This is a genomic window from Pseudomonas benzopyrenica, from assembly GCF_036884265.1.
GTDB lineage: Bacteria > Pseudomonadota > Gammaproteobacteria > Pseudomonadales > Pseudomonadaceae > Chryseomonas > Chryseomonas benzopyrenica.
Genome location: NZ_CP145723.1, coordinates 3246837 through 3267599, shown reverse-complemented (window position 1 = coordinate 3267599; position 20763 = coordinate 3246837). Strand labels below are relative to the sequence as shown.

Below are 20763 nucleotides of genomic sequence, written 5' to 3'. Positions count from 1 at the left end.
TTTTGATGTTGGATCAAAGCGCTCTGTGGCCGAGCTGGGGCCACTGAGCACGCCGGCGGCTACAGGTATTTCTTGAAGGATGCGGTCGTAAGGTTCACCGACAGGGCCAGCAGCGCTGCACACGGCAGCAGCACCAGGAGCGGGCTCACGCTGATCGGCAAGGCGAGGTACAGCGACCAGGGCAGCAGGGCCAGCGGCAGCATGGTGCTGCGGGCCTTGTGGTAGAAGTAGCTCGATTCACGACCTGCGCTGAATTTGCGGATGTCCCGCCGCACCAGGCCGTCGATGAAGCCGACCAGGGCGGCCATGGCGAAGAGCGGTACCGCCAGGGTCAGGATCACCAGGCGCACGCAGAACACCAACACAGTGAAGAGGGCAGACAGGCCGTAGGTCTGCACCGTCGTGACACTCTGCGCGGCTAGGTAGCGCACATCGAGCTCGCTCCGCGGGCCGGCAGCGGCCAGCTGCTGCATCCCGGTCAGCCAGTGGATCAGCCCCGTCTTCACGAACAGCCAGTCATAGAGCAGCCCCACCAACCAGGTCGCAGTGTGCCCGGGCTCCTGGACCACAACACTGGACAGGAAGCCCTGAGACAGCCAGGCCAGCTCGTGATCGAGCATGCCCTTGGCGTGGTGCCAGCCGGCCTCTGGCCAGAGGAAGTAGAGGCAGAGCCAGTCCACCAGGATGGCGCCGCCCAGGGAGAGGAACATCACGCCGATGAAGTGGAAGGGGAAGCTGAGCACCGACCCGATGAAGGTCTGCTCCTTGACCTGTTGCTGCTGGGCGCGCTGGGCGACGTCGGCCATTATCGGCGTCCTCTGGGAGCGGCACTGGCGCGCCGGGCGATAGAGAAGAGCGCCTGGCGCTCGGCGGCAAGATCCGGCTGGTGCTGGAAGGCTTCCCACTCGGTTCCGCCGGCTCGGCCGGTTGGTGGCCAGAGGTTGCCGCGCGGCCGTACGACCTCGGTCACCTGGCGTCCGGTGGCCACCAGTAGGCCCCAGCCCGAGGGGAGATCCGCCGCCTGCAGCAGCCCCTCGGGACAGAGGTAGAAGCGATAGAGCCCCAGGCCGCCGACGGCACGCTCGGGCTTGTTGCGATCGGCCAGGAAGTCAGCGCGGCTGGTCTTCACTTCGATCAACGTCGAGCAGTTGCTGCGAAAGCCCAGCACATCCGGCTGCTCGCGTGAGCCAAAGCAGCGAAGCTCGGTGGCGACGAGGGGAAAGCACTGCCGGCGCAACCAGGCGGCGCCCAGGGCGGCGAGGCGGGCATGATCGAGGTCGCGGGTCATGCCGCGTCTCCTGCGTCAGCGGCGCCTTGGGCCATCTGCCGGAAGTCGTCCTGCAGGTCCAGGGGTAGGTCATCTGCGACCCGGCGCTGGCCAGGAGCCTCCCACCACTCGCTGCCGGTGGCCTGACCCACCTGGTAGGCCTTGCGCATCTTCTCTGCGAGCTCCTGCAGGTCCTTAGGCATCGCCTCGTCCGGATCTACCGCCGGCAGCGGCATCCGCACCTTCCACAGGTTGCCGCCCTCGATCAGCGCGTAGCACTGACCCTTGGGTAGCCCAACCACATGGGCGGGCTCCAGCATAGGCACACTAGTGGCGCTGAGCTGATCATGGGTGTTCGAGGTGAAGGCGGTCTTGCCGTTGACGGCGTCGCTTGCGCTGCTCGCCGGCGTGGCGGTGAAGACCTGCACCTTGGGCAGTTGGTTGGTGAGGAGCTCGGCGGTCGCCGTCTCCCTCACCCGTAGCATGAAGAGGTTGTTGAAGTTGCCGATGATCTGCCCGGCCTTGGCGCGGTTGCCGATCTTGGCCTCGATATCGGACAGGGTCTGGGTGTATGCCGTCACCTGCAGACCGGCGCCACCGCCCTTGTTGATCATGGGGATGAACTCATCGCCGATCAGCTCGTTGAATTCGTCCGCGTGCAGGTTGATGGCCACTTTGCTGCTGGCCTCCCCGGGCAAGCCGTCATCGATGCCGTACTTGTAGATGTGGCCGGCAACCGAGACCAGGTCGGAGAACATGGAGTTGCCGACCGCCGCGGCGACCTCGGTGTCGGAGAGGGCGTCCAGGCCGACGTAGACCACGGCGCGTTTGCGCACCACCTGCATCCAGTCGAAGATCGGCCGCGGGTCGTTGACGTCGTGGTAGTCCGGCGCGATCAGCTCGGCCATGCGGCCGGTGGTGAGTTTCTCCAGCAGCGGCAGCAGCGAGGCGACGATCTTGTCGAAGTAGGTCTTGTCGTAGCGCACCGCGCTGCGCAGACCGTCCATGACTGGATCCAGCACGCGCGTCTGGTTCAGGTACTGGTCGATGGCGATGACCCGCAGCGGTCGGCCCTTCATGTTGAACGGGACGTTCTTATCGTTGAGCTTGCTCTCGATGAAGATGATCTTCTCCCAGGCCTTGGGGTCGTGCTCATCGAAGTATTTCTGGGCGTACTCCAGGAACAGTCCTTCGATGTTGATCACGTGCTGCTGGATCTGCAGGTAGTCCGGCCGCCGGCCGAGGGCGACTAGGGCCCGGGCGATGATGTTGACGAACCGCCAGGCGAATTCCTTGAACGCCGCCGAGTTACCCTCGCTGGACAGCTGGCCGGCGACGCGGGTGGCCACCTCCGAGATCCGGCCAAAGCGGCCCACCGCGTTGTAGCGCGCGGACTGGTCCGGCCAACCCAGGTGGAAGACGTAGAACTCGTTGGCCCGCCCGGCGCGTTCGCACTCGACGTACATGCGCTTGAGCAGGTCGGCATCGCCCTTGGGATCGAAGACAATCACCACCTCGTGCTGGCCGCGCCGCTTGCGGCGGATGTCCTGGGTGATGAAGAGCTCGGCCAGACGCGTCTTGCCGACCCGAGTGGTGCCCAGGACGATGGAGTGACCCACTCGCTCGCCCAGCGGCAGGGTAACGTCGTGCTCCTCGGGCTCAATGCCGTGTAGCCGCGGCAGACCGCCCACCGGAGGCAGCGGCCGGAACGGGTTCGCGGCGTTGTCCCAGGCGGTGGCCTTGGCCAACAGGGTGAGCGGGAAGGGCGCGAACTCCAGGCGCGCCTCGAGGCGCCGCGCCTTGTTGGTCCACTCCGAAGGCTCGACATAGGGCGCGTACTGCGGCAGGTAGGTGTCGACCAGGCGCTGGGTGTGCTTCTGCTCCCAGCGAAAGCCCTTGCCCACGAACAGCCGCTCATTGCTGACCGGGATCTCTTTGCTGGTCATGCTGTAGAACGACAGGCGCCGGATGTTGCGCCGGTAGCGCAGCACGCGCAGCGCCTGTCGCAAGCGATAGATGGCGAAGCCAAGAAAGGCGACGGCCGTGACCAGGCCGAACAACGGCGTCAGGGCGACGGCCCAGGGTGCGAACACGCACAGGAAGGCCATCGCCAGGCACACCTGCACCGTGTAGAGCTCAACGGCAGGGCGCAACAGCGTGTCCAGGGCATGATTGCGGGCCATGGTCAGTGCTCCAGCTCGCCAGCGCCTGGCAGCGGCAGGCCCGCGGCGTGCTCTTTGCGGATAGCCTCGGCTTCGCCACGCGGCAGCGCCGCTTCGAAGCGCTCACAGAGGGTCAGCTCATCATCCATCGAGCGCCCCGCAATCTCCCCGCCATGGAGGTCGATCAAGACGCCGAGGTCGCCGGCGAGCGCTTCACGAGCGGCGGCGCCGGCGGGCATGCGGATCACCAGCGTCAAATACGGGGATAGGGGGCTAGGCATGGGAGGCTCCTATTGCTCCAGAACGGTGGGGGTGATGAGCACGGGGTAGTGGTTGAGCCCGAGGCGGGCAGCCAGGTCATCGCCGACCACGGGGCTGATGACCAGCCTGGGGGCCCAGCTGCGGATCGCGGCCAGGCGCTCGGCGCTGGCCACATTGACCGCCAGGCCAGCGGCGCCGAGGCGCTGCAGAGTCTCGCCACGGCTGGCCAGCCACTGGCGAGACAGATCGTCATCGCCGATCAGGAAAAAGGGCTGCAGACCCGGTGCGTTCAACGCGCGCCCCTGGACTGTGCCGGGGGTTAGCCGTTGCGATCGCACGGGGAAGCCCAGGGCTTGGGCCGGCTGAGGCAGCGATGCTTGCCGCTGTGCCTGTACCGGCTCTGGGTTCAAGCTCTGGTAGTAGGGCAGGGCAGAGACGCCGCCGCGGTCTTCGACCACGGTAAGACTGGCGGCCTGGGCGGTCAGCGGCAGGGTCACAGTCAGGATGAGGAGCGGGAGGATCTGCTTCATGGGTTCGAGGCCAGCAAGGTGACGCCGGTGACCCGGCTCAGGTGTTTGGCGAAGAGCTCGCGGTACTTGGCAGCGGGGGCGCCGCCGGCGGGACGGTGATAGCGGCCAGCGACGTTGATCCAATCGCCGCCCTGGGCGCGCAGCTCGGCGAGCATCTGCGCGGCGACTTCCAAGTTCTTATAGGGGTTGAGCGCTTCACAGGGCGAAACGCTGCGGCCGAACCGATGGCCGTTCCAGCCCATGTTGACCTGGGCGATGCCGACGTCGACGCGCTTGGCGCCGGCGGTGCTCAGCGCGACCAATAGCGCAGTGCAGGCATCAGCGCGGGTGGCGAAGCGATAGCCGGCGCCGGCGACATTGAGCGTCCAGGGCCAGGGGACCAACTGCGCGCCCCTGCCGCGGAGCCGGGTGCCGCTCTCCTGCAGAGCCACCGAGTACAGCACCTCGGAGGGGATGCCTGCCTGATGGGCGGCCAGTTGATAGGCGGGCGGCGGTGTCTCGGAGGCCTGGGCGCCGATCGCAAGTGCCTGCAGGATCACACTGGCGCCGAGCGCCTTGATCATTGCCGTAGCCATTGCCCATTCACCTCGCGGACTACAGCCGGCAGCTCGCCGCCAAGGCCCAGCTGGACCCAGCGGCCGGCGTCGTGGTTGAGGGTGATCTGCCGTCCGCGCACCTTGGCCGGATCGACGCCGGCGAGCACGGCCCAGCGGCGGATCCGGGCATCGTCGTTCTGACTGCCGATCAGGTAGAGGTCGAACGCCTGGCCAGCGCTCTGCAGCGCCTGAACCCGCTCGGTGCAGGCGGCGCAGCTATCGGTCACGAACACGGCGAGCCGTCCGTTACCGCGCACGGCTGGACTTGCCTGGGGCGCTGCCTGGCCGCCGGCCTGCACCGGCTGTAGGTTCGGGTAGAGGCGATTCCAGGCGTCGCGGTAGGCCTGGTCATAGGCCAGCTCCTTCTGCACCCGCTGCGCCTCGGCGCGAACCTGCAGCTCGGCATAGCGGCGTCGCTCCGCATCGGACTGGGCTTCGATGCCCAGGGCGGTGAGCGGATCCAGGCCAGGTGAGTAGACGCCACGGCTGCCCTGCATCAGGGTCCGGTAGCGCTGGAATTCCTGACTGCTCAGGCCCCATTCCTGGGCGATGGCGCTGTCGTTACGCTGGACCGCGCTTTGACGCTCAGCGCTACCTGTTTCGCCGGAGAAGACTTGGGGGGCGACAAGGTCTGCGGTGAGTGCCGGCGCGGATGGTGAGAGCAGGATGAGGGCGATCGCAAGGCTCGCCGGGAAGAGAGGGGACTGGGGGCGCATGAGTTGCCTCTACTACTTGACGGAAAGGGTGCGGGTCGCGCCGTCGACGCTGAACTGCGCCTGGCGGTCGTCGAGGTTGGCCAGCCGCCAGCGGGTGCCGCCGACGTTGTCTCCTGGGCGCACCAGGTAGAGCTCGCTGAGCTGGGTGCTGCCGGGAGGGGCGACCGAAAGGAAGCGCTCACCGCCGCGGTACTCGATGCCGACGACGGTGAAGGGGGGAGGGGTGTCGATCGGCTTGGGTGGCTCGGGCTTGCGCGCGGTTGATGGAGCGCTGCGCTGCTTAGGGACGATCAGCGGGGGCGGTGCCTTGGCCGGCTCTACTGCTTTTTTGCGGAGGTCGCCGAGATCGTTTTGTAGGCCTTCGATCTTCGCCTCGAGCACCACCAGGTCGCCGGACTGGGCCATGCCTTGCAGCGCAGTCTGATTGGCGCGTTGGATCTCCACTAGCATCGCCTGGGCGGTATCGATCCGTTGGGACAGCGCCTGCTGGCTTGCCCGGAAGTCCGCATCCTGGACCGGCTTGCCACCGGCGAAGCCATCCATCTGGTCCTGCATCTTGTCCAGACGCTGGGTGATGGCGTGGACCGTGCTCTGGTCAGCCGCAGCGTTGAGGTCGCCAGTGACATGGGACAGCTCAACGTAGAGATACAGGCAGGCAGTAGACAAGGCTGCAAAGCCGATGGCGACGAACGTTTGGGGTAGGGAAGGGCGCTTCATAGGGGACCTCGCACAGGATGCTGTGGACGGTCGCAGAAGCGATCAAAGGGGGCAGCAGGAAACCTTATCTGGCTCTCAGGAGGTTAGGTTTTAGGCTTGATTTGGCCATAGATAGAACTTCAACCAGCTTGTTCACCGTAGGGAGTTATGGTGCTTGGTTTCGGGAAATCGTTAACAAGATGCTGGTGATCAGTTGGGAAAGGGGAGTGATCCTCGGCAAGGGTTCCGCGCCCAGGCTAGGCCGAGCAGCGACAAATTTTTAGGGTATTCAGCATCTGGTCGGCGATGACGAAACCGCCCGGGTGCTGGGAGAGATACCAGGGGAACCCGATCAGCTTGCGGGTGAGCACCAGGATCCAGTGGAGCAGGGGGCTATCTGGATCGAACACCGACACCCGCAAGCGCGCCGGTGGCGGAAAGTTGTCCCTCCAACGATCACAGCAGTCCGCCAGTGCGGTGATTTGATCCGGTGGGTGGTCCAGGGCCTTGGCCACGTCCGGCACAGCGCCCGCGGCGTGATAGGTGGACACTAACGCAGAGAGCGCAGCGCGCTACCGGCCGTAGCGGAGGAAGATGTACTGGATGACCGCATCCCGGCGGTCATGCTCAGTTTGTTTCGGTACGGGATCAACACAATCAGCGTAAGAAGACGGATTGTTCTACTTGCTGGAACTAGATGCGATCAGATCAGCAATCAGTTCTGCGACTTGATCGGTCGCCTCGATTTGCGGCAGATGGCCTACGTTGTCCAGAGTTCGGCTGGTTGCGTGCGGAACAGCCCGCAACACATGGTCCACAAGCGCCTGCGTGACAACGTTCTCGTGGCTTCCACAGACAAAAACCACCGGCATGTCGAGCTTCGTGAAAACATCCACGTTGCTGACCGGCCGGCGGGCAAATGCACCGGCCAGCATGGACGGACTGGAGATGGCTCCCTGTGCAATCAGCGCATCGTGAAGGTCGCTTGGAAGCGGGTCTCGAGAAATTGCCTGAACGAAACCACGAATCCCACCCACACGCTCCGACAGGTCTTGGCTGAGGGACGCTTGCAATGTGGGCAGAGTGTCCGGCTGGACATAGTCTTGAGAAACCCCAGGTGGTTCCGCAGCGGCTCCAAGGAGGAGCAGACCTTTCACAGCCGAGCTTCCCTCGTGGCGTAGGTAGTCAAACGCCACTACGCCACCGTAGGAATGTGCCACAAGGATGAATTGCTTGAGACCGAGGGCCGACACGACCGCCGCGATATCGTCCGCCCACACCTTGCTGTCAGCATAGGCTGATGGCTCTTCTGGCTTGTCGGCGGCTCCGTGACCTCGCAGTTCCACAGTAACGAGGTTTGCTTTGCTGGCTAGAGGCCCGTTAACAAGAGGTGCCCAAGAAAATCTACCGCCGAGAAAGCCGTGGATCAGCAGCACCGCTGGGGCATCGGCGGGCCCCCAGGCTTGCGCGGCGATGGAGACGCCATTGGAGCCAGCGACGCGAACGTTCTGCCGGGGAAATGGCATGACAGGTTGGATAGCAGCTTGTGAGGTCATAACGAGTCCTTCAAAGGCGTGCGAGGTACGAGTAGCTGAATAGAGAGGCGTGGTAGAGTTTTAGAAATGGTTCTTTGCTGATGTCCGAGCAGGCAGTTTCCCGTCCGTGGACCGAATGATCTTCTGTCGCTGTTAACTTTAGAATCACCTCAGACTGCAATTCACTCTTCTCAGACTTTCAGTAAATGCGTTTGGGCTCTGGCATCATTAGTCGTCTCGAAGATCACAGGACGTTCATTGATGGATCGAATACAGGCTATGGCGACATTCCTCGCGGTCGTAGAGACCGGTGGCTTTGCGTCCGCCGCACGCCGACTCAACATGTCGCCTTCGGTTGTTACGCGCGCCGTCAGCGAGCTGGAGGAACGTCTCGGTGCAAGACTGCTGACTCGAACGACCCGCTCTATCAGGGTCACTGAGGCAGGAACGAGATACGCAGAAAGCTGCCGGAAAATCCTCGTGGATTTTGAGGAGGCTGAAAGCGCGGTCGCTGGTGCACACGCATTACCGCGAGGCCAGCTCACCGTTACGTCATCAGTGAATTTTGGATGCCTGTATGTCTCCCCGATTGCACGCAACTACCTAACTTTATTTCCTGAGGTGGAAATCAACTGCTTGTTCTTGGACAGGATGGTCAACTTGGTGGACGAGGGAGTCGACGTTGCGATACGCATTGGCGAGCTACCAGACTCCTCCTTGCAAGCCATAAAGGTTGGCAAAGTACGCGAAATTCTTTGTGCATCGCCAAGTTATCTGCAGCAACGTGGAACGCCGAAACGTCCCGAAGAGCTGTCGCAGCATGTCGTCATAGCCGCAACGGGAGTCACCCCAACGTCCGAGTGGAGATTCCGAAATGGCAGCAAGTCTGCAACGATACGGCTGCAGCCGCGATTTACGACCACGATGAATGAGGCTGCGGCTGAGTGCGCTGTAGCAGGATTCGGCATAACTCGCCTACCGCTCTTTCAGATCGCAAAAGAGGTGAACGAAGGAGCTCTTGCACTGGTGCTCGAGGACTTCGAACGCCCGGCGGTGCCAATCCACGTTGTGCACCGTGAAGGCAGGCACGTTACCCGAAAGGTACGCGACTTCGTCGACATGGCGGTCGAGGCAATACGGAACGACACAGACCTGCAGTAGCTAGAAAAACGAAGCGGACCGCTGACAAGAGTTTGTTACATACCTCTAAAAAGAGACGGCCTAAGGCCAGTAAAGGATGGCTCTACCTAGTGGTAGTGCTGGCTCTGTTTCCTTGGTAAGTAATTGGTTGGTCAATGAACCTGAGGATGTGCAGCAATCTGGCTATCGACACGATATCGATGCAAGCCACGGCAGCAAGGGATGATTCACTCAGATCAAAGGATTCAAATTAGAAACCCAAGCAGTGTTCTTTTTCGTCGTTTTAGGATCCACGTATTTAGCGCTTAACTCACATCCTCCTATCGTAAAGCTCACTGCCAGTTCCAGTACTCACGGAAAACTCTACAGAGAGTGTAGTAAGGTCAGTCACAACAGAAAGAGTGGCGCTAGTGGGTAGAGGGAGCAGGTGGTGCTCATGGAGCCGGTGGCTCTGCTGGGGCGGGTGGCGGAGGTTGAAGCGGGGCTGTGACTGAAAAAGGAGGTGTCGGCGGAAAAGGAGGCGTACAAGGTACGAACGGCACGCCTAGCGCCGATGGCACCCGGATCTTACCGAAGACGCGCTCCAGTTCCGGCGGGTGGTTGATCTCCTCCTGGCCAATCCAACGCCGCAGGTACGGGTCAACCATTCCCCCTTGGAAGAAGCTCGGCCGGACGATGGCCACCTTGATCCCCAGGTCGTAGAAGGTTTGCGACCCCAGCCGCGGCAGCATGGCCATCTGGGCGCGCGATTCGATCTAAAACACGCCAAGTGTGTCAGCCCCCCTGATCATCGCGTATGTCGGCCTGTCCTCCTTGGGGACGGTGGCCAGGGTCAGTTCTTCGCCCCGGTAGCCCTTGATCAGGTCGAAACACCGGCGCAAGGCGCTGAGCATGCCCTGGGCGAGGATGTCGACCTTGAGCAGGCCCATCGCATCCAGGTCATCCTTGTCCCACTGGATCACTGTCCTGCCTTCCATGGCCGCGTTCTCCACCGGCACTAGGGTATCCAGCGTCTGGTCGTCGATGACGATACCGCTTGGGTGTTGGGAGCGGTGTCGCAAGAAGGCGATTAGCTCGCCGGTGAAGACCAGGATCCGGTGGAGCAGGGGCTATCAGGATCGAAGCCCGATTCGCGCAGGCGCTCTGGCGACGGCAGGTTGTCTGTCCAGCGGCCGCAGCAGTCCGCCAGCGCCGTTATTTGATCCGGGGACAGGCCCAGGGTCTTGGCCACGTATCGGACGGCGCAGGCAGCGTGGTAGGTGGATACCACCGCACGAGCGCAGCGCTGCCTGCCGTGTTCCTCTGCATCGCTGGCGATTACCAGGTTGCGTTCACTCACGCCCGATACCGACTCGGCGATGGTTTCCAATGCCGCGCTAACCGCCTAAGCCTGCTCACTGGTCTGGTGGGCTTGGTCGGCGCTGGTCAGTAGCGCATCCATTGCCTGGCCGGTGCCATGCTGGATGCTGGCGATCATCTTCGACTTCCCATGTGCCGTTCCCGGTACGCTGGGCGAGGCCTCATACTCATCTGCCACAAGCACAAAGCCGTTCCCGATCGCCGCCCCGGGAGGCCCCCAATCGACACTTCTGGAGAAGCAGATTAGATTCCGGTGGGCGCTATTTCACTCTTGGGCGGACACGTGCTCGTGGTCTCTACCATGCGCGTGTCAGGCCAGCTACCGCTCGGCGGATTTCCGGCGCTATCTAGATGATTCAGCCAGGACTGGGGTCGTTTTTGTGATACGGTTCACACGTGTAGTGGCTTAATGATAGCAATCGTAAGGTTTCTCGAGAGAGCATCCTCGAAGAGGCCAGAAAGGGTTTTGGTGCCGTACAAGGACGGGCAATGGGCACACGGGCGCAGACGTACATTTCTTTATCGGCGTTATTCGTAGCTATTGCCCTGAGTTCCGGGACGGTAATTGCAGCTGAGACAGACAGCTTTCTTAAGGGACCGAGACAGGCCGACTGGCTCGTGCGCGGATCAGCCTTAAGTGTCCGCTCTCTTACCCAAACAACTGATATCCCTATCGTAGGCGGACAAATCAAATCGCCAGACAAGACCTATCCAGGATTAGATATCAGTTATTTCTTCACCGACCATTGGGCTATCGAGTTCCAAGGCGGCCACGTCAAGCGCAGTTACGCAGTGTCGGGCTCTAGTCTAGGAAACTTTTCAGTAGGAAGTATAGATAGCAACGTTCTATCCCTAGCACTGCAGTATCATTTCAGGCCAACAGAGTCTATAAAGCCCTATGTAGGAGTAGGCGCTAATTACGCGTGGACACGTAGCGTTGACCCCGCGCAAAACATTCCAAGTTTTGACGTGAAGCCGATCGCAAGCACTTTGTTTGCTGCGGGGATAGACGTCGCCATTGCGCCAGGGTGGCTGGTCAACGCTAGTGCCCGCTACCTGCTGAGCCCCGAGTATGACTTCAAGGGTGAAGGTTTTAGCGCTACTGTTAAGATCAATACACTTGTGTTAGGAATGGGTGTCGGCTTTTATTTTTAATATTTCGACCGCATACCTGAGTTGCCTGGAATATTTGATGCTGCTGACGATCTCTCCCGACCTAAAAACGCTATTTTTGAGCAGCGCCCTGAGCCGAGGCACCTTTTTGCTGGTTTTCTTGGTATTGCTTACTAGCCAGCCTAAGGCGCGCTACCTACGTCATTGGACATCAGCACTAATCGCATCCACGATAGGACTGTACATTACCGTAGAATTTGCCGATCACGCTTTACTGCCGCTCCCAGTTGCCTTTTTCTCCTACAGTGCGCTGTTGGGCAGCCTTGTCATGTCTTGGACCGGCCTTAGATTATTTTATGGCCGAGCTGTAAACCTGTGTGTAATCCCACTTCTCACCATTTTTCCAAGCGTACTGTATGTGCTGGGCGTCTGCCTAGATTTCAGGGAGCAACTACTACTCCCGATGATCTATGCCATTGCTGCTCTGGCGGCAGGTCTAGCGCTTTTTGAAATTATTAGAACTTCTGGTCAAAGGCTGCTGACGCCTTATCTAGTTGCTGCCGCCTTTGCTTTGTACTTCCTGGCGCTGGCCGTGCCTGGAATATTGATCTTAGTCGGCCTATTACCTGCTGCAATAAATATTAGCACTCTTCCGGCCATCGTGTTCGATCAAGCCAGCAGTATTTTGGTGTACTTCGGCTATATTGCCATGAGCAGCGAGCGAGCTACTAGGGATTTACGGCAACAGGCGACAATTGATCCTTTAACGGGAGTTGCCAATCGACGAGGCGGTCACTCAACACTTGAACAGATGTACCGCCGTCGATTACGAAGTCAGCACTGTAGTGTGATTTTGGCTGACGTCGACCACTTCAAGTTGGTCAATGACACCTGGGGGCATGAGATAGGTGACGTTGTTCTGAAGGGGGTTGCAGCACGGTTGGTCTCCAGTCTGCGGTATGGAGATTCTTTAGTGCGCTGGGGCGGAGAAGAGTTTCTAATTATTCTTCCCGATACCTGTGTAGGGGAAGCGAAGGTTTCTGCTGAGCGCTTGCGGGAAGTTATCGCTCATTCGCCGTTTTCTACAGGTGCGACTGAACTATCTATTACCTTGAGTCTGGGCTGCGCTAGTATGGATGCCAAGGATCTGAACTATGAAGAAAGTGTCCGGCGTGCCGACAAGGCTTTGTATCGCGCGAAAGGAGCAGGGCGTAACCAGGTCTGTTAGATCTTAGAAAATAAGGGTGATTTTCTGATGAATATCTTAAATAATCGCGTCCGGCGGCGTTTTGAGACAAGAGCCAAGAGTGCGTAATAAGGCAGTACTCAACGATCATAAAGGCTACTGCTTCGGATCGTTGAGTACTGAATAGAGATCACGCTATAAACTCAATAGCGTCTTCGCAGCGTGATACGTTTCTCCGCAGCTACCTTCTTGATCAATGCCCCACCCAGTTCCGCGCGCCCTTGGGAATCGCCTCGGATTCGTCCAGCTTGCTGGCGAACATGCTCACGGCTTCCACGGCGTCGCTGGCGCCATCGCGGATCTGCACGATCACCGCGCCGGCCTGGTCCGCCAGCTCGACGCCCTTGGCCGCCCGACCCTGGGTGCTTTCCATGCTGGCGACCGCCTGCTGGGTTTCGCTGAGGATCCGCCCGATCATCTCGGCGATCTCCGCCGTGGCGCTGCTGGTGCGTCCTGCCAGCTGACGAACCTCATCGGCGACCACGGCGAAGCCGCGGCCCTGGTCACCGGCGCGCGCGGCCTCGATGGCGGCGTTGAGCGCCAGCAGGTTGGTCTGGTCGGCGATGCCGCGGATGGTGTTGACGATGGCGGTGATCTGCTCGGAACGCTGGCCCAGCTGGCCGATCACCTCGGCGGAGGCGCTGACGTTGTGCGCGATCTCGCGCATCTCGCTGGCCGCCGCCTGGATGATCCGGGTGCCGTGCTCGGCGACCTTCTCGGTCTCGGCGGAGATGTGATAGGCCCGCGAGGCGCTGCGGCCGTCGCTTTCGTGCTTTTCCACCCGCTCGCTGATGTCGCTTGCGTACTTCACCACCTTGTACAGCCGGCCGGTGGCGTCGTACACCGGGTTGTAGCTCGCTTCCAGCCAGATCACCCGGCCGTGCTTGCCCAGGCGCTTGAACTGGCCGCGAAAGAATTCGCCGGCATTGAGGCGGCGCCAGAAGTCGGCGTATTCGCTGCTGTTGACCAGAGCCGGCTCGCAGAACAGTCGATGCGGCTGGCCTTGAATCTCCTTCAGGCTGTAGCCGAGGGTGGCCAGGAAGTTGTCGTTAGCGTCCAGGGTGCGCCCATCCAGATCGAATTCGATCCGCGCCAAGGCACGATCCAGCGCCTTGAGCTTGCTCTGGGCTTCGCTGTCGCGCTCGACCTGGGCGGTGACGTCGAGGGCATACTTCACCACCTTGGCGATCTTGCCGGTGCTATCAGGTACCGGGTTGTAGCTGGCTTCCAGCCAGAGCGTACGGCCTTGGGCGTCCAGGCGCTGGAAGGTGCCGGAAACGAAGTCGCCGCGCTTGAGGCGCGTCCAGAAATCGCCATAGTCGCGACCCTGGACCACGCTGGCGGGGCAGAGGCTGCGATGGTGCTGGCCGACCAGGGCGTCGGCGCGATAGCCGGTCAGGCGGAGGAAGTTGTCGTTGGCGCGCAGGATGGTGCCGTCGGGATCGAACTCGATCACCGCCATGGAACGCTCCAGCGCCTGGGTCAGGCCCTGGTTGGCGTGCAACTCAGCGTCCAGCCGAGCGATCGTCTTCTTATAATGTGAATTAAACATAGTGAGCTCGCCAGTTGATGGTGTGAGCCTATCGGCGAGATTTCAGCCTTCTTAATGCCTCTCGTCTGATGTCACAATTGAAGCGGTCAACCGCTCTGGGCTAGGGCTTGCCGCAATTTTTTGAGGTAATTAGTATTACTAACTATGCTTCTCGAGCTATATGCATAACTATGCTTCTCGAGCTATATGCATAACTCTGTCGCTAGAAGTAGCTTCGTCGTTTTGGCGGCGTGATTCGCATAGACGATGGCCCGCAACGCGCGATCGCTGAGGAGCGAGAGCATCATGCTTTTCAGAGATCAGATGTCGTCCAGGCGCTGGGCGTCCTTCTGACGGCCACGCTCGGCAAGGTCGTCCGGCACCTTCCAGAACCCGTCGGCCACACGGTCCAGGATGCCGGCCCGGCGCAGGGCGTCCAGCCGCTGGACATGGGCAGCGACGACTTCCCGTGCGCTGCGTCCGGGCCGTGGCCCCGCCCTGCACGGTCGCAGAGGTGCTGGAGGGTGCCAGCAGGCAACCCTATCCAGGTCTCCGGAGGTTAGATTTCGGGGTTGAACAGGCCATAGGTCGCCCTTTGGCCGGCGGCTGAAAGCAGGCGGGGTATGATGCTCGCTTTGGCTGAGAGGGCTACCAGGATGCTAGTGATTCGGCTGGAAAAAGGTGGGGTGATAAACCTTGAGCGCCAATTGAGTACCTCGAACGGGTACGGCATCTGGGAATACCACCGGAGCCAGAGCTCGACGATGTTTAGGCCCGACTTCACCGTCTATCGTCACGTGGCGATCAAGCCGGCCGATCCACAGGCTGGGCAACAAGTGAGCGTGGCGATCTGCTTGCCCGGTACTCCTGAAAATGAGTGGAAGCCGTTCCGTACTGGGATCGCTAGCTTAGATGGAGTGTGATTGGGAAGGCCTGAGCTAGGCGCTCTGGAGGCCCAAAAGGCTTCCAATTTCAATCAGCCCCGGACGTCGTTACGGCAGTCAATGTCAGCTGATTCTGGTTGACATTAGGCCCAAGCCTAGGCAGGATGACACCCAATAGCGCCAGATCCTATGTTGCCGGCTTGACCGGCATTACGGTCTGGCCTTCTCGTTTCTGGGATCCGGAAGTTGCAGCAGCTCATCCCTCCGAAACCGTTCCTGTCATACTCAGATCTGGTTGCCCTGCTAGCTTCGAGGGGCATGCGAATGGCTGATCCCCTCGCAACTGAGCGTGAGTTGGCTCGGCTGGGGTATTACCGCTTGAGCGGCTTTTGGTACCCGGCTCGGATGTTTGCCCGAAACGCCGCTGGGCAGAAGATCCCATGCCCCCACACTGGCAAACCCCTCCGCCTTGACCAGTTCCAACCAGAAACGACCTTTGAGGCAGCCGTTGAACTGTATAGGTTCGATAAGGCTTTGCGCCTATTAATGCTTGATGCTATCGAGACTCTCGAGGTGCATCTAAAGACGGTGGTCGCTCACGAACTTGGTCGTAACGATCAGATGGCCTACACGTCGACAGCGTTCATCGAGCCCAAGTGGTTACAGGTAAAGCCGGGATTCCAAAACAGCAAATGGGTTAACTGGCTATCCAGGCAGCAGAACAAACTCAACGATTCCGATGAAGATTGCATTGTTGCCCATAGGGCGAAGAACCAAGCTATGCCCATTTGGGTAGCAGTAGAGGCTTGGGATTTCGGTACCCTATCTATCTACTACCAGATGCTTCGCAGGAAGCCCCAGGTGTGGATTGCAGCGCGCCTTGGATTATCGGACGTGAGGGCGCTAATCAGCTGGTTGCGGGAGCTGAACACCCTGCGGAACCGGTGTGCTCACCACACCCGGATTTGGAATCAGTCTTCTAGCAATTTAATTGTACTCCCTAACGCTGATCCTTTTTTCCAAAACATTGCATTGAGTGATGACGCCCGTAGTCGCTTGTATGGACTTATTTCTGTTCAATGGCGTTTGTTGAAACACATTGATCCGGCGTCAAACTGGATTGAGCGTATTGCAAGTCTCATAGACTCGAAGCCTCGCTTGCCTGGCTGTAGTTTTAGCGCTATGGGCTTCCCAAGTGAACAGGGATTTCCTCGTCTCTCTTTTGGGATCTAATGCTAGCGAAAATCTCGGCTCCTTATGTCCAACCCCTGTAGCAGCTCGCTAATGTCCACCAGGCGCCCGGCGACTATGTGCATGACGCCTTCTCGATTCTCCAGCGTTCCATCGACCCGCAGCAGCTGTGACGTCACCAGTTCCCGCCGCTGGCGCTCCGCCAGGGTGCGCCACACAACCACGTTCACCATCCCGTACTCGTCTTCCAGCGTCACGAATGTCACACCACTGGCGGTACCTGGCCGCTGCCGGCCGACCACTAGGCCAGCAACCCGGGCCGGCTGGCCATGGCGCCGCTCCTTCAGCTCTTTCGAGCTCATCAGCCGGCGGGCCGACAGCTCAGGCCGCAGCAGGGTGAGTGGGTGCGGCCCCAGGGTGGTACCCAAGGAGGCGTAGTCCGAGTAGAGGTCCTCACCCACGGTCGGGGCGACCAGCTCCTGGATCTCCTCCTCAACCACCGCGCCCTCAGCAAAGAGCGGCAGCTGCGGCTCGATCGCAGCCATTGCCCAACGTGCTTGGAACCGGTGCCCAGCCAAGCCCTTCAAGGCTCCCGCATCCGCTAGGCACTCCCGAGCCTTGGCGTCGAGGCCCGCGCGCAAGCACAGATCTGTGACGTCGCTGAATGGCCGCTGTCGGCGGGCCTGCTCAACAGCGCGTCCTGCTTTCTCGGCCAGACCTCGCACCATACGCAGCCCTATCCGGATGGCTGGCTGCGTGCTATCAGCGACGGGCTCGAGGCTGCAATCCCAATCGCTGCAGGTCACATCCAACGGTAGGATCTGTAACCGGTGGCGCCGGGCGTCCTGCAGGATCTGGTCGGGGCTGTAGAAGCCCATGGGGTAGGAGTTGATGAGCGCCGCCGCGAAGGCCGCCGGCTCGTGGCATTTGAGCCAGCAGCTGGCGTATGTGAGCAGGGCGAAGCTTGCCGCGTGGGATTCGGGAAAGCCGTAGCTGCCGAACCCTTCGATCTGCCGGAAGATATCCGCGGCGTACTCGGCGGTGTAGCCATTGGCGAGCATACGCGAGGTGAGCCGCTCCCGGTGCGGCTCCAGCCCACCATGACGCTTCCAGGCCGCCATGCTGCGCCGCAGCTGATCGGCTTCCCCCGGCGTGTAGTCGGCGGCAAGTATGGCGAGCTCCATCACCTGCTCCTGGAACAGGGGCACACCCAGGGTCCGGCCGAAGACGCGTTCCAGCGCCGGCGGGTAGCTGATCTCTTCCTGTCCGGTCCGCCGGCGCAGGTACGGGTGAACCATCCCTCCCTGAATGGGGCCCGGCCGGACGATGGCCACCTCGATCACCAGGTCATAGAAGGTCTGCGGCTTCAGCCGTGGCAGCATGGCCATCTGGGCGCGCGATTCGATCTGGAACACACCCAGGGTATCGGCCCGGCTGATCATCGCGTAGGTGGGCTTGTCCTCCTGCGGCACCGTCGCTAGCGTCAGCTCCTCGCCCCGGTAGCCTTTGACCAGGTCGAAGCACCGGCGCAGGGCGCTGAGCATGCCCAGGGCGAGGATGTCGATCTTGAGCAGGCCCATCGCATCCAGGTCGTCCTTGTCCCATTGGATGACAGTGCGTCCTTCCATGGCGGCATTCTCCACCGGCACCAGGGTATCCAGCGTCTGGTCGGCAATGACGAATCCGCCTGGATGCTGGGAGAGGTGGCGCGGGAATCCGATCAGCTCGCCGGTGAGCACCAGGATCCGGTGGAGCAGGGGGCTATCGGGGTCGAACCCCGACTCTCGCAGGCGCTCCGGGGGCGGTAGGTTGTCGGTCCAACGGCCGCAGCAGTCCGCCAGCGCGGTGATCTGATCTGGGGGTAGGCCTAGGGCCTTGGCCACGTCCCGCACAGCGCCCGCAGCGTGATAGGTGGATACCACCGCGGTGAGCGCAGCACGCTGCCGGCCGTAGCGGCGGAAGATGTACTGGATGACCTCTTCACGGCGGTCATGCTCGAAGTCCACATCGATGTCCGGGGGCTCATCGCGCTCGTGGCTGATGAAGCGTTCGAACAACAAATTGATGCGGGTCGGATCCAGCTCAGTGATGCCCAGGGCGAAACAGACGGCTGAGTTCGCGGCCGAGCCGCGCCCTTGGCAGAGGATTCCCTGCTGCCGTGCGAAGCGGACAATGTCGTGGACCGTCAGGAAGTAGTTCTCGTATGCCTTGTCGGCGATCAGCTGCAGCTCTTTCTCGATCTGGGCGCACAGTCGGTCCGACAGGCCTTCGGGCCAGCGCCAGGCGCAGCCCTCTTCTGTCAGCACACGCAGCCAGCTGGTCGCGGTGTGTCCCTCCGGCACGACTTCGCTGGGGTACTGATAGCGCAGCTCCGCCAGGCTGAACCTACAGCGCTCCGCGATGCGTAGGGTTTCCGCCAGCAGCTCGGGCGGATAGCAGCGGGCCAACGACTCTCGGGTACGCAGATGGCGCTCGCCGTTCGGAAAGAGCAACTGGCCGGCTTCGGCCACCGGGACGTGATGGCGGATCGCGGTGATGGTGTCCTGTAGGGCCCGCCGCCCGCGGCAATGCATGTGCACGTCGCCGGCGGCAACGAGAGGCAATGAAAGAGCCGCCCCCAGCTCCTGAAGCCGCTGCAGCCGCACCTGGTCGTCCTGATCGAAGTGCAGTCCGGTAGCGATCCACAGCCGGCCGGGAAACACGTCCAAGAGCCAGCGCGCTGCCTCCGCTTCCGCTTCCCGATCCGGTACCCAGAGCGCGATGAGGCCGGCGACCTGGTCGAGGTCCTCGCGCAGCAGCCGATAGCTGCCTTTATCCGCCCGCCGGCGGGCGAGGGTGATCAGCCGGCACAGCTGCTGGTAGCCCTGCAGGTCTTCCACCAGCAGCACGAGCTTGGGGCCCTGGGCGACCTGAAGTTCCGCGCCGACGATCAGCCGGACGTCATGCTTCTCCGATGCCTGCCAGGCCCGCACGATGCCGGCGAGGGTGCACTCGTCAGTGATGGCCAGCGCCTCATAGCCCTTGGCCTTGGCCCGCTCGAAAAGCTGATCGACGCTTGAGGCACCGCGCTGGAAGCTGAAGTTCGACAGGCAGTGCAGCTCCGCATAGCCGGGTGTCACGCGAACCACCCCTGCACCCACCAGCCAGCCCCCTCCGCCTGCGACTGGAAAGCCCAGGCCGTACGCCCGTCTGCGAGTTCGAGCACGTAGTAGTCCCGACAGGCATCCTCACCGTCCCACCACCCGCTCTCGATCCGCTCCGGTCCGCTTAGGACCCGTGACTGATCGACATCCAGCGGCTCCGGCGCCGGCAGCAGCCAACCCGGCCGTCGATTCGGTCCCAATGCCTGGAGTGCCAGAGACGGCGTATCGCGCCGCCAGGCCCGCTCCGGTCGGTGATCGCCCTGGGCGCCCACCGCATAGACCGCGTCGTCGCCCAGGCGCGACCGCAGCCGCTCACGCAGTTGCTCCCAGCTCACCGTCTGTTGCGGGCGCTCATCAAAAAGGCCGCGGTGCTGAGGGACGAACGAGGGCAACTCGTCAGCGACCAGGCCGATCGCGAGTACCGGCTCTACCACCTGGGTGGGCTCCAGGCGGCCCCGGGCAAATTCGAACAGCAGCGCAGGGTCCCGCTCGGGTGCAAGCAGACCTACCACGATCTCGGTTGTCGGCGCCTCACGGTGTTCGAGACGCAGGGTGAAGCGTTGGGCACCCATGTCTCGGCCGGCGAGGCAGGTGGCCAGGTCCGAGGTCAGTCGGCGCAGCGGGAACAACAGGGCCTGCGTCGACTCGACTTCGAAGTTGAGCTCGATCCGCAGCCTGAAGGTGGTCGGGGGCAGGAAAAACTCCAGGGGCAGGACCTTGCTGCCCAGCATTTGATCGAGGTGATTGAGCAGGCTCAGGGGGAAGCGCCGTGCGAGCTGCGCCCGGGGCAGCGCTAGCACCTGGTTCAGCTGGCGCAGTCCCATGCGGCCCAGGGCCTGGACGATCTCAGGCTCGAAGCCCAGAAGCGCCACCGGCAGCGTGCGCAACGCGCTGGCCAGGCCGGCATCGTCCCGAACCGCCAGGCTGTCGCCGGCGTTGGCCAACACTCGGGCGGCGACCGGGTTCGGTGCCAGGGTGATCCGATGGCCGAACCCCAGAGCTGTGAGCTCCTGACGTAGGCGCGCCTCGAATCGGGGCCACGGGCCGAAGAGTGGCAGGCTCGACTGCACCTCGAGCACCAAGGCGTCAGCGAAGTGCAGGCTCACCTGGGAGCTGAACCCATAGGCCCAGGCGGCGAGGAGCTCGTGCTGGCGCCTTAGTGCCGCCTCGTCGTACTCCACTGTCGCAAACTGCGGGCAGATCGCCTGGGCAGCGGTGTACGTCATCTCTGGCCGTAGCCCAAGCGCCAGCGCCGCAGCATTTGCCGCCTTTATGATCCGTCGCTGGATAGGCCCGTGGAGCAGTACCAGAGCCTCGTCCGGGTCAGGACAGTTGCGCAGCACACCGTCCAGCGCGAACTGCGGGAAAAAAATGCAGGCCCATTTCATGGCAG

The 20763-nt window shown here is 61.8% G+C and carries 16 protein-coding genes and 5 pseudogenes; 5 read left to right on the top strand and 16 right to left on the bottom strand.

Features of this window, described 5'->3' with window-relative positions; translation table 11 throughout:
* Window positions 1-59 precede the first annotated feature (59 nt).
* From V6W80_RS15370 to V6W80_RS15325, 10 genes and pseudogenes are all read right to left on the bottom strand, one after another.
* Window positions 60-806 (bottom strand): TIGR03747 family integrating conjugative element membrane protein, encoded by a 747-nt coding sequence (locus tag V6W80_RS15370; RefSeq protein ID WP_338544740.1) that lies wholly within the window; start codon window positions 804-806, stop codon window positions 60-62.
* Window positions 806-1288, bottom strand: a complete 483-nt coding sequence (locus tag V6W80_RS15365; RefSeq protein WP_338544739.1) for a hypothetical protein — start codon at window positions 1286-1288, stop codon at window positions 806-808. The genes V6W80_RS15370 and V6W80_RS15365 overlap by 1 nt, the downstream gene beginning before the upstream one ends.
* On the bottom strand, window positions 1285-3450 hold the full coding sequence (gene traD, locus V6W80_RS15360) for a type IV conjugative transfer system coupling protein TraD (RefSeq protein WP_338544738.1): 2166 nt from the start codon (window positions 3448-3450) through the stop codon (window positions 1285-1287). The genes V6W80_RS15365 and traD overlap by 4 nt, the downstream gene beginning before the upstream one ends.
* A 2-nt stretch (window positions 3451-3452) precedes the next feature.
* On the bottom strand, window positions 3453-3710 hold the full coding sequence (locus tag V6W80_RS15355; protein WP_338544737.1) for a hypothetical protein: 258 nt from the start codon (window positions 3708-3710) through the stop codon (window positions 3453-3455).
* Between the two features lie 9 nt (window positions 3711-3719).
* A complete protein-coding gene (locus V6W80_RS15350; RefSeq protein ID WP_338544736.1) occupies window positions 3720-4220 on the bottom strand; it encodes an integrating conjugative element protein in 501 nt (166 codons plus the stop codon).
* Window positions 4217-4783, bottom strand: coding sequence for a transglycosylase SLT domain-containing protein (locus V6W80_RS15345; protein WP_430707814.1), 567 nt, complete (start codon window positions 4781-4783; stop codon window positions 4217-4219). Before V6W80_RS15345 ends, V6W80_RS15350 begins: the two co-directional genes overlap by 4 nt.
* Entirely contained in the window at window positions 4780-5532 is a 753-nt protein-coding gene (locus V6W80_RS15340) for a TIGR03759 family integrating conjugative element protein (protein WP_338544734.1), read from the bottom strand. The genes V6W80_RS15345 and V6W80_RS15340 overlap by 4 nt, the downstream gene beginning before the upstream one ends.
* A gap of 12 nt (window positions 5533-5544) precedes the next feature.
* Window positions 5545-6249, bottom strand: coding sequence for a methyl-accepting chemotaxis protein (locus V6W80_RS15335; protein WP_338544733.1), 705 nt, complete (start codon window positions 6247-6249; stop codon window positions 5545-5547).
* 260 nt (window positions 6250-6509) lie between these two features.
* Window positions 6510-6857: pseudogene (dnaE2, locus tag V6W80_RS15330) on the bottom strand (error-prone DNA polymerase); the annotation flags it as partial.
* A gap of 51 nt (window positions 6858-6908) precedes the next feature.
* Complete coding sequence (locus V6W80_RS15325) at window positions 6909-7784, bottom strand: alpha/beta fold hydrolase (protein ID WP_338544732.1); 876 nt, start codon at window positions 7782-7784, stop codon at window positions 6909-6911.
* A gap of 240 nt (window positions 7785-8024) precedes the next feature.
* Between V6W80_RS15325 and V6W80_RS15320 the strand changes: the two genes are divergently transcribed.
* Window positions 8025-8924 (top strand): LysR family transcriptional regulator, encoded by a 900-nt coding sequence (locus V6W80_RS15320; RefSeq protein ID WP_338544731.1) that lies wholly within the window; start codon window positions 8025-8027, stop codon window positions 8922-8924.
* Window positions 8925-9439: 515 nt separating this feature from the next.
* Here the strand turns inward: V6W80_RS15320 and dnaE2 (V6W80_RS15315) are convergent.
* Window positions 9440-10233: pseudogene (gene dnaE2, locus V6W80_RS15315) on the bottom strand (error-prone DNA polymerase); the annotation flags it as partial.
* A 518-nt stretch (window positions 10234-10751) separates the two neighbouring features.
* Between dnaE2 (V6W80_RS15315) and V6W80_RS15310 the strand changes: the two are divergent.
* Both V6W80_RS15310 and V6W80_RS15305 read left to right on the top strand, forming a co-directional pair.
* Window positions 10752-11417, top strand: coding sequence for an OmpW/AlkL family protein (locus tag V6W80_RS15310; RefSeq protein ID WP_338544730.1), 666 nt, complete (start codon window positions 10752-10754; stop codon window positions 11415-11417).
* A 37-nt stretch (window positions 11418-11454) separates the two neighbouring features.
* The gene (locus V6W80_RS15305) at window positions 11455-12603 is read left to right on the top strand and encodes a GGDEF domain-containing protein (protein ID WP_338544729.1); all 1149 of its coding nucleotides are present in this window, start codon (window positions 11455-11457) and stop codon (window positions 12601-12603) included.
* 211 nt (window positions 12604-12814) lie between these two features.
* Here the strand turns inward: V6W80_RS15305 and V6W80_RS24110 are convergent.
* From V6W80_RS24110 to V6W80_RS15295, 3 pseudogenes are all read right to left on the bottom strand, one after another.
* Window positions 12815-13291, bottom strand: a pseudogene (locus V6W80_RS24110) (methyl-accepting chemotaxis protein); the annotation flags it as partial.
* A 159-nt stretch (window positions 13292-13450) separates the two neighbouring features.
* Window positions 13451-14083 (bottom strand): annotated as a pseudogene (locus V6W80_RS24105) (PAS domain-containing protein); the annotation flags it as partial.
* 392 nt (window positions 14084-14475) lie between these two features.
* Window positions 14476-14640 (bottom strand): annotated as a pseudogene (locus V6W80_RS15295) (DUF3363 domain-containing protein); the annotation flags it as partial.
* A gap of 135 nt (window positions 14641-14775) precedes the next feature.
* On the opposite strand from V6W80_RS15295, the gene V6W80_RS15290 reads away from it, so the two are divergent.
* Entirely contained in the window at window positions 14776-15075 is a 300-nt protein-coding gene (locus V6W80_RS15290) for a hypothetical protein (RefSeq protein WP_338544727.1), read from the top strand.
* Window positions 15076-15360: 285 nt separating this feature from the next.
* On the top strand, window positions 15361-16269 hold the full coding sequence (locus V6W80_RS15285; protein ID WP_338544726.1) for an Abi family protein: 909 nt from the start codon (window positions 15361-15363) through the stop codon (window positions 16267-16269).
* A gap of 2 nt (window positions 16270-16271) precedes the next feature.
* Here the strand turns inward: V6W80_RS15285 and V6W80_RS15280 are convergent, their stop codons facing one another.
* Together V6W80_RS15280 and V6W80_RS15275 are read right to left on the bottom strand one after the other, a co-directional pair.
* Window positions 16272-19346 (bottom strand): error-prone DNA polymerase, encoded by a 3075-nt coding sequence (locus V6W80_RS15280; protein WP_338544725.1) that lies wholly within the window; start codon window positions 19344-19346, stop codon window positions 16272-16274.
* Window positions 19343-20758, bottom strand: coding sequence for a Y-family DNA polymerase (locus V6W80_RS15275; RefSeq protein WP_338544724.1), 1416 nt, complete (start codon window positions 20756-20758; stop codon window positions 19343-19345). Before V6W80_RS15275 ends, V6W80_RS15280 begins: the two co-directional genes overlap by 4 nt.
* Window positions 20759-20763 lie beyond the last annotated feature (5 nt).

Bases quoted from the DNA above. Each gene is read 5' to 3' on its own strand.
- V6W80_RS15370 (WP_338544740.1), bottom strand. From the start codon at position 806: ATGGCCGACGTCGCCCAGCGCGCCCAGCAGCAACAGGTCAAGGAGCAG.
- V6W80_RS15365 (WP_338544739.1), bottom strand. From the start codon at position 1,288: ATGACCCGCGACCTCGATCATGCCCGCCTCGCCGCCCTGGGCGCCGCC.
- traD (WP_338544738.1), bottom strand. From the start codon at position 3,450: ATGGCCCGCAATCATGCCCTGGACACGCTGTTGCGCCCTGCCGTTGAG.
- V6W80_RS15355 (WP_338544737.1), bottom strand. From the start codon at position 3,710: ATGCCTAGCCCCCTATCCCCGTATTTGACGCTGGTGATCCGCATGCCC.
- V6W80_RS15350 (WP_338544736.1), bottom strand. From the start codon at position 4,220: ATGAAGCAGATCCTCCCGCTCCTCATCCTGACTGTGACCCTGCCGCTG.
- V6W80_RS15345 (WP_430707814.1), bottom strand. From the start codon at position 4,783: ATGATCAAGGCGCTCGGCGCCAGTGTGATCCTGCAGGCACTTGCGATC.
- V6W80_RS15340 (WP_338544734.1), bottom strand. From the start codon at position 5,532: ATGCGCCCCCAGTCCCCTCTCTTCCCGGCGAGCCTTGCGATCGCCCTC.
- V6W80_RS15335 (WP_338544733.1), bottom strand. From the start codon at position 6,249: ATGAAGCGCCCTTCCCTACCCCAAACGTTCGTCGCCATCGGCTTTGCA.
- V6W80_RS15325 (WP_338544732.1), bottom strand. From the start codon at position 7,784: ATGACCTCACAAGCTGCTATCCAACCTGTCATGCCATTTCCCCGGCAG.
- V6W80_RS15320 (WP_338544731.1), top strand. From the start codon at position 8,025: ATGGATCGAATACAGGCTATGGCGACATTCCTCGCGGTCGTAGAGACC.
- V6W80_RS15310 (WP_338544730.1), top strand. From the start codon at position 10,752: ATGGGCACACGGGCGCAGACGTACATTTCTTTATCGGCGTTATTCGTA.
- V6W80_RS15305 (WP_338544729.1), top strand. From the start codon at position 11,455: ATGCTGCTGACGATCTCTCCCGACCTAAAAACGCTATTTTTGAGCAGC.
- V6W80_RS15290 (WP_338544727.1), top strand. From the start codon at position 14,776: ATGATGCTCGCTTTGGCTGAGAGGGCTACCAGGATGCTAGTGATTCGG.
- V6W80_RS15285 (WP_338544726.1), top strand. From the start codon at position 15,361: ATGGCTGATCCCCTCGCAACTGAGCGTGAGTTGGCTCGGCTGGGGTAT.
- V6W80_RS15275 (WP_338544724.1), bottom strand. From the start codon at position 20,758: ATGAAATGGGCCTGCATTTTTTTCCCGCAGTTCGCGCTGGACGGTGTG.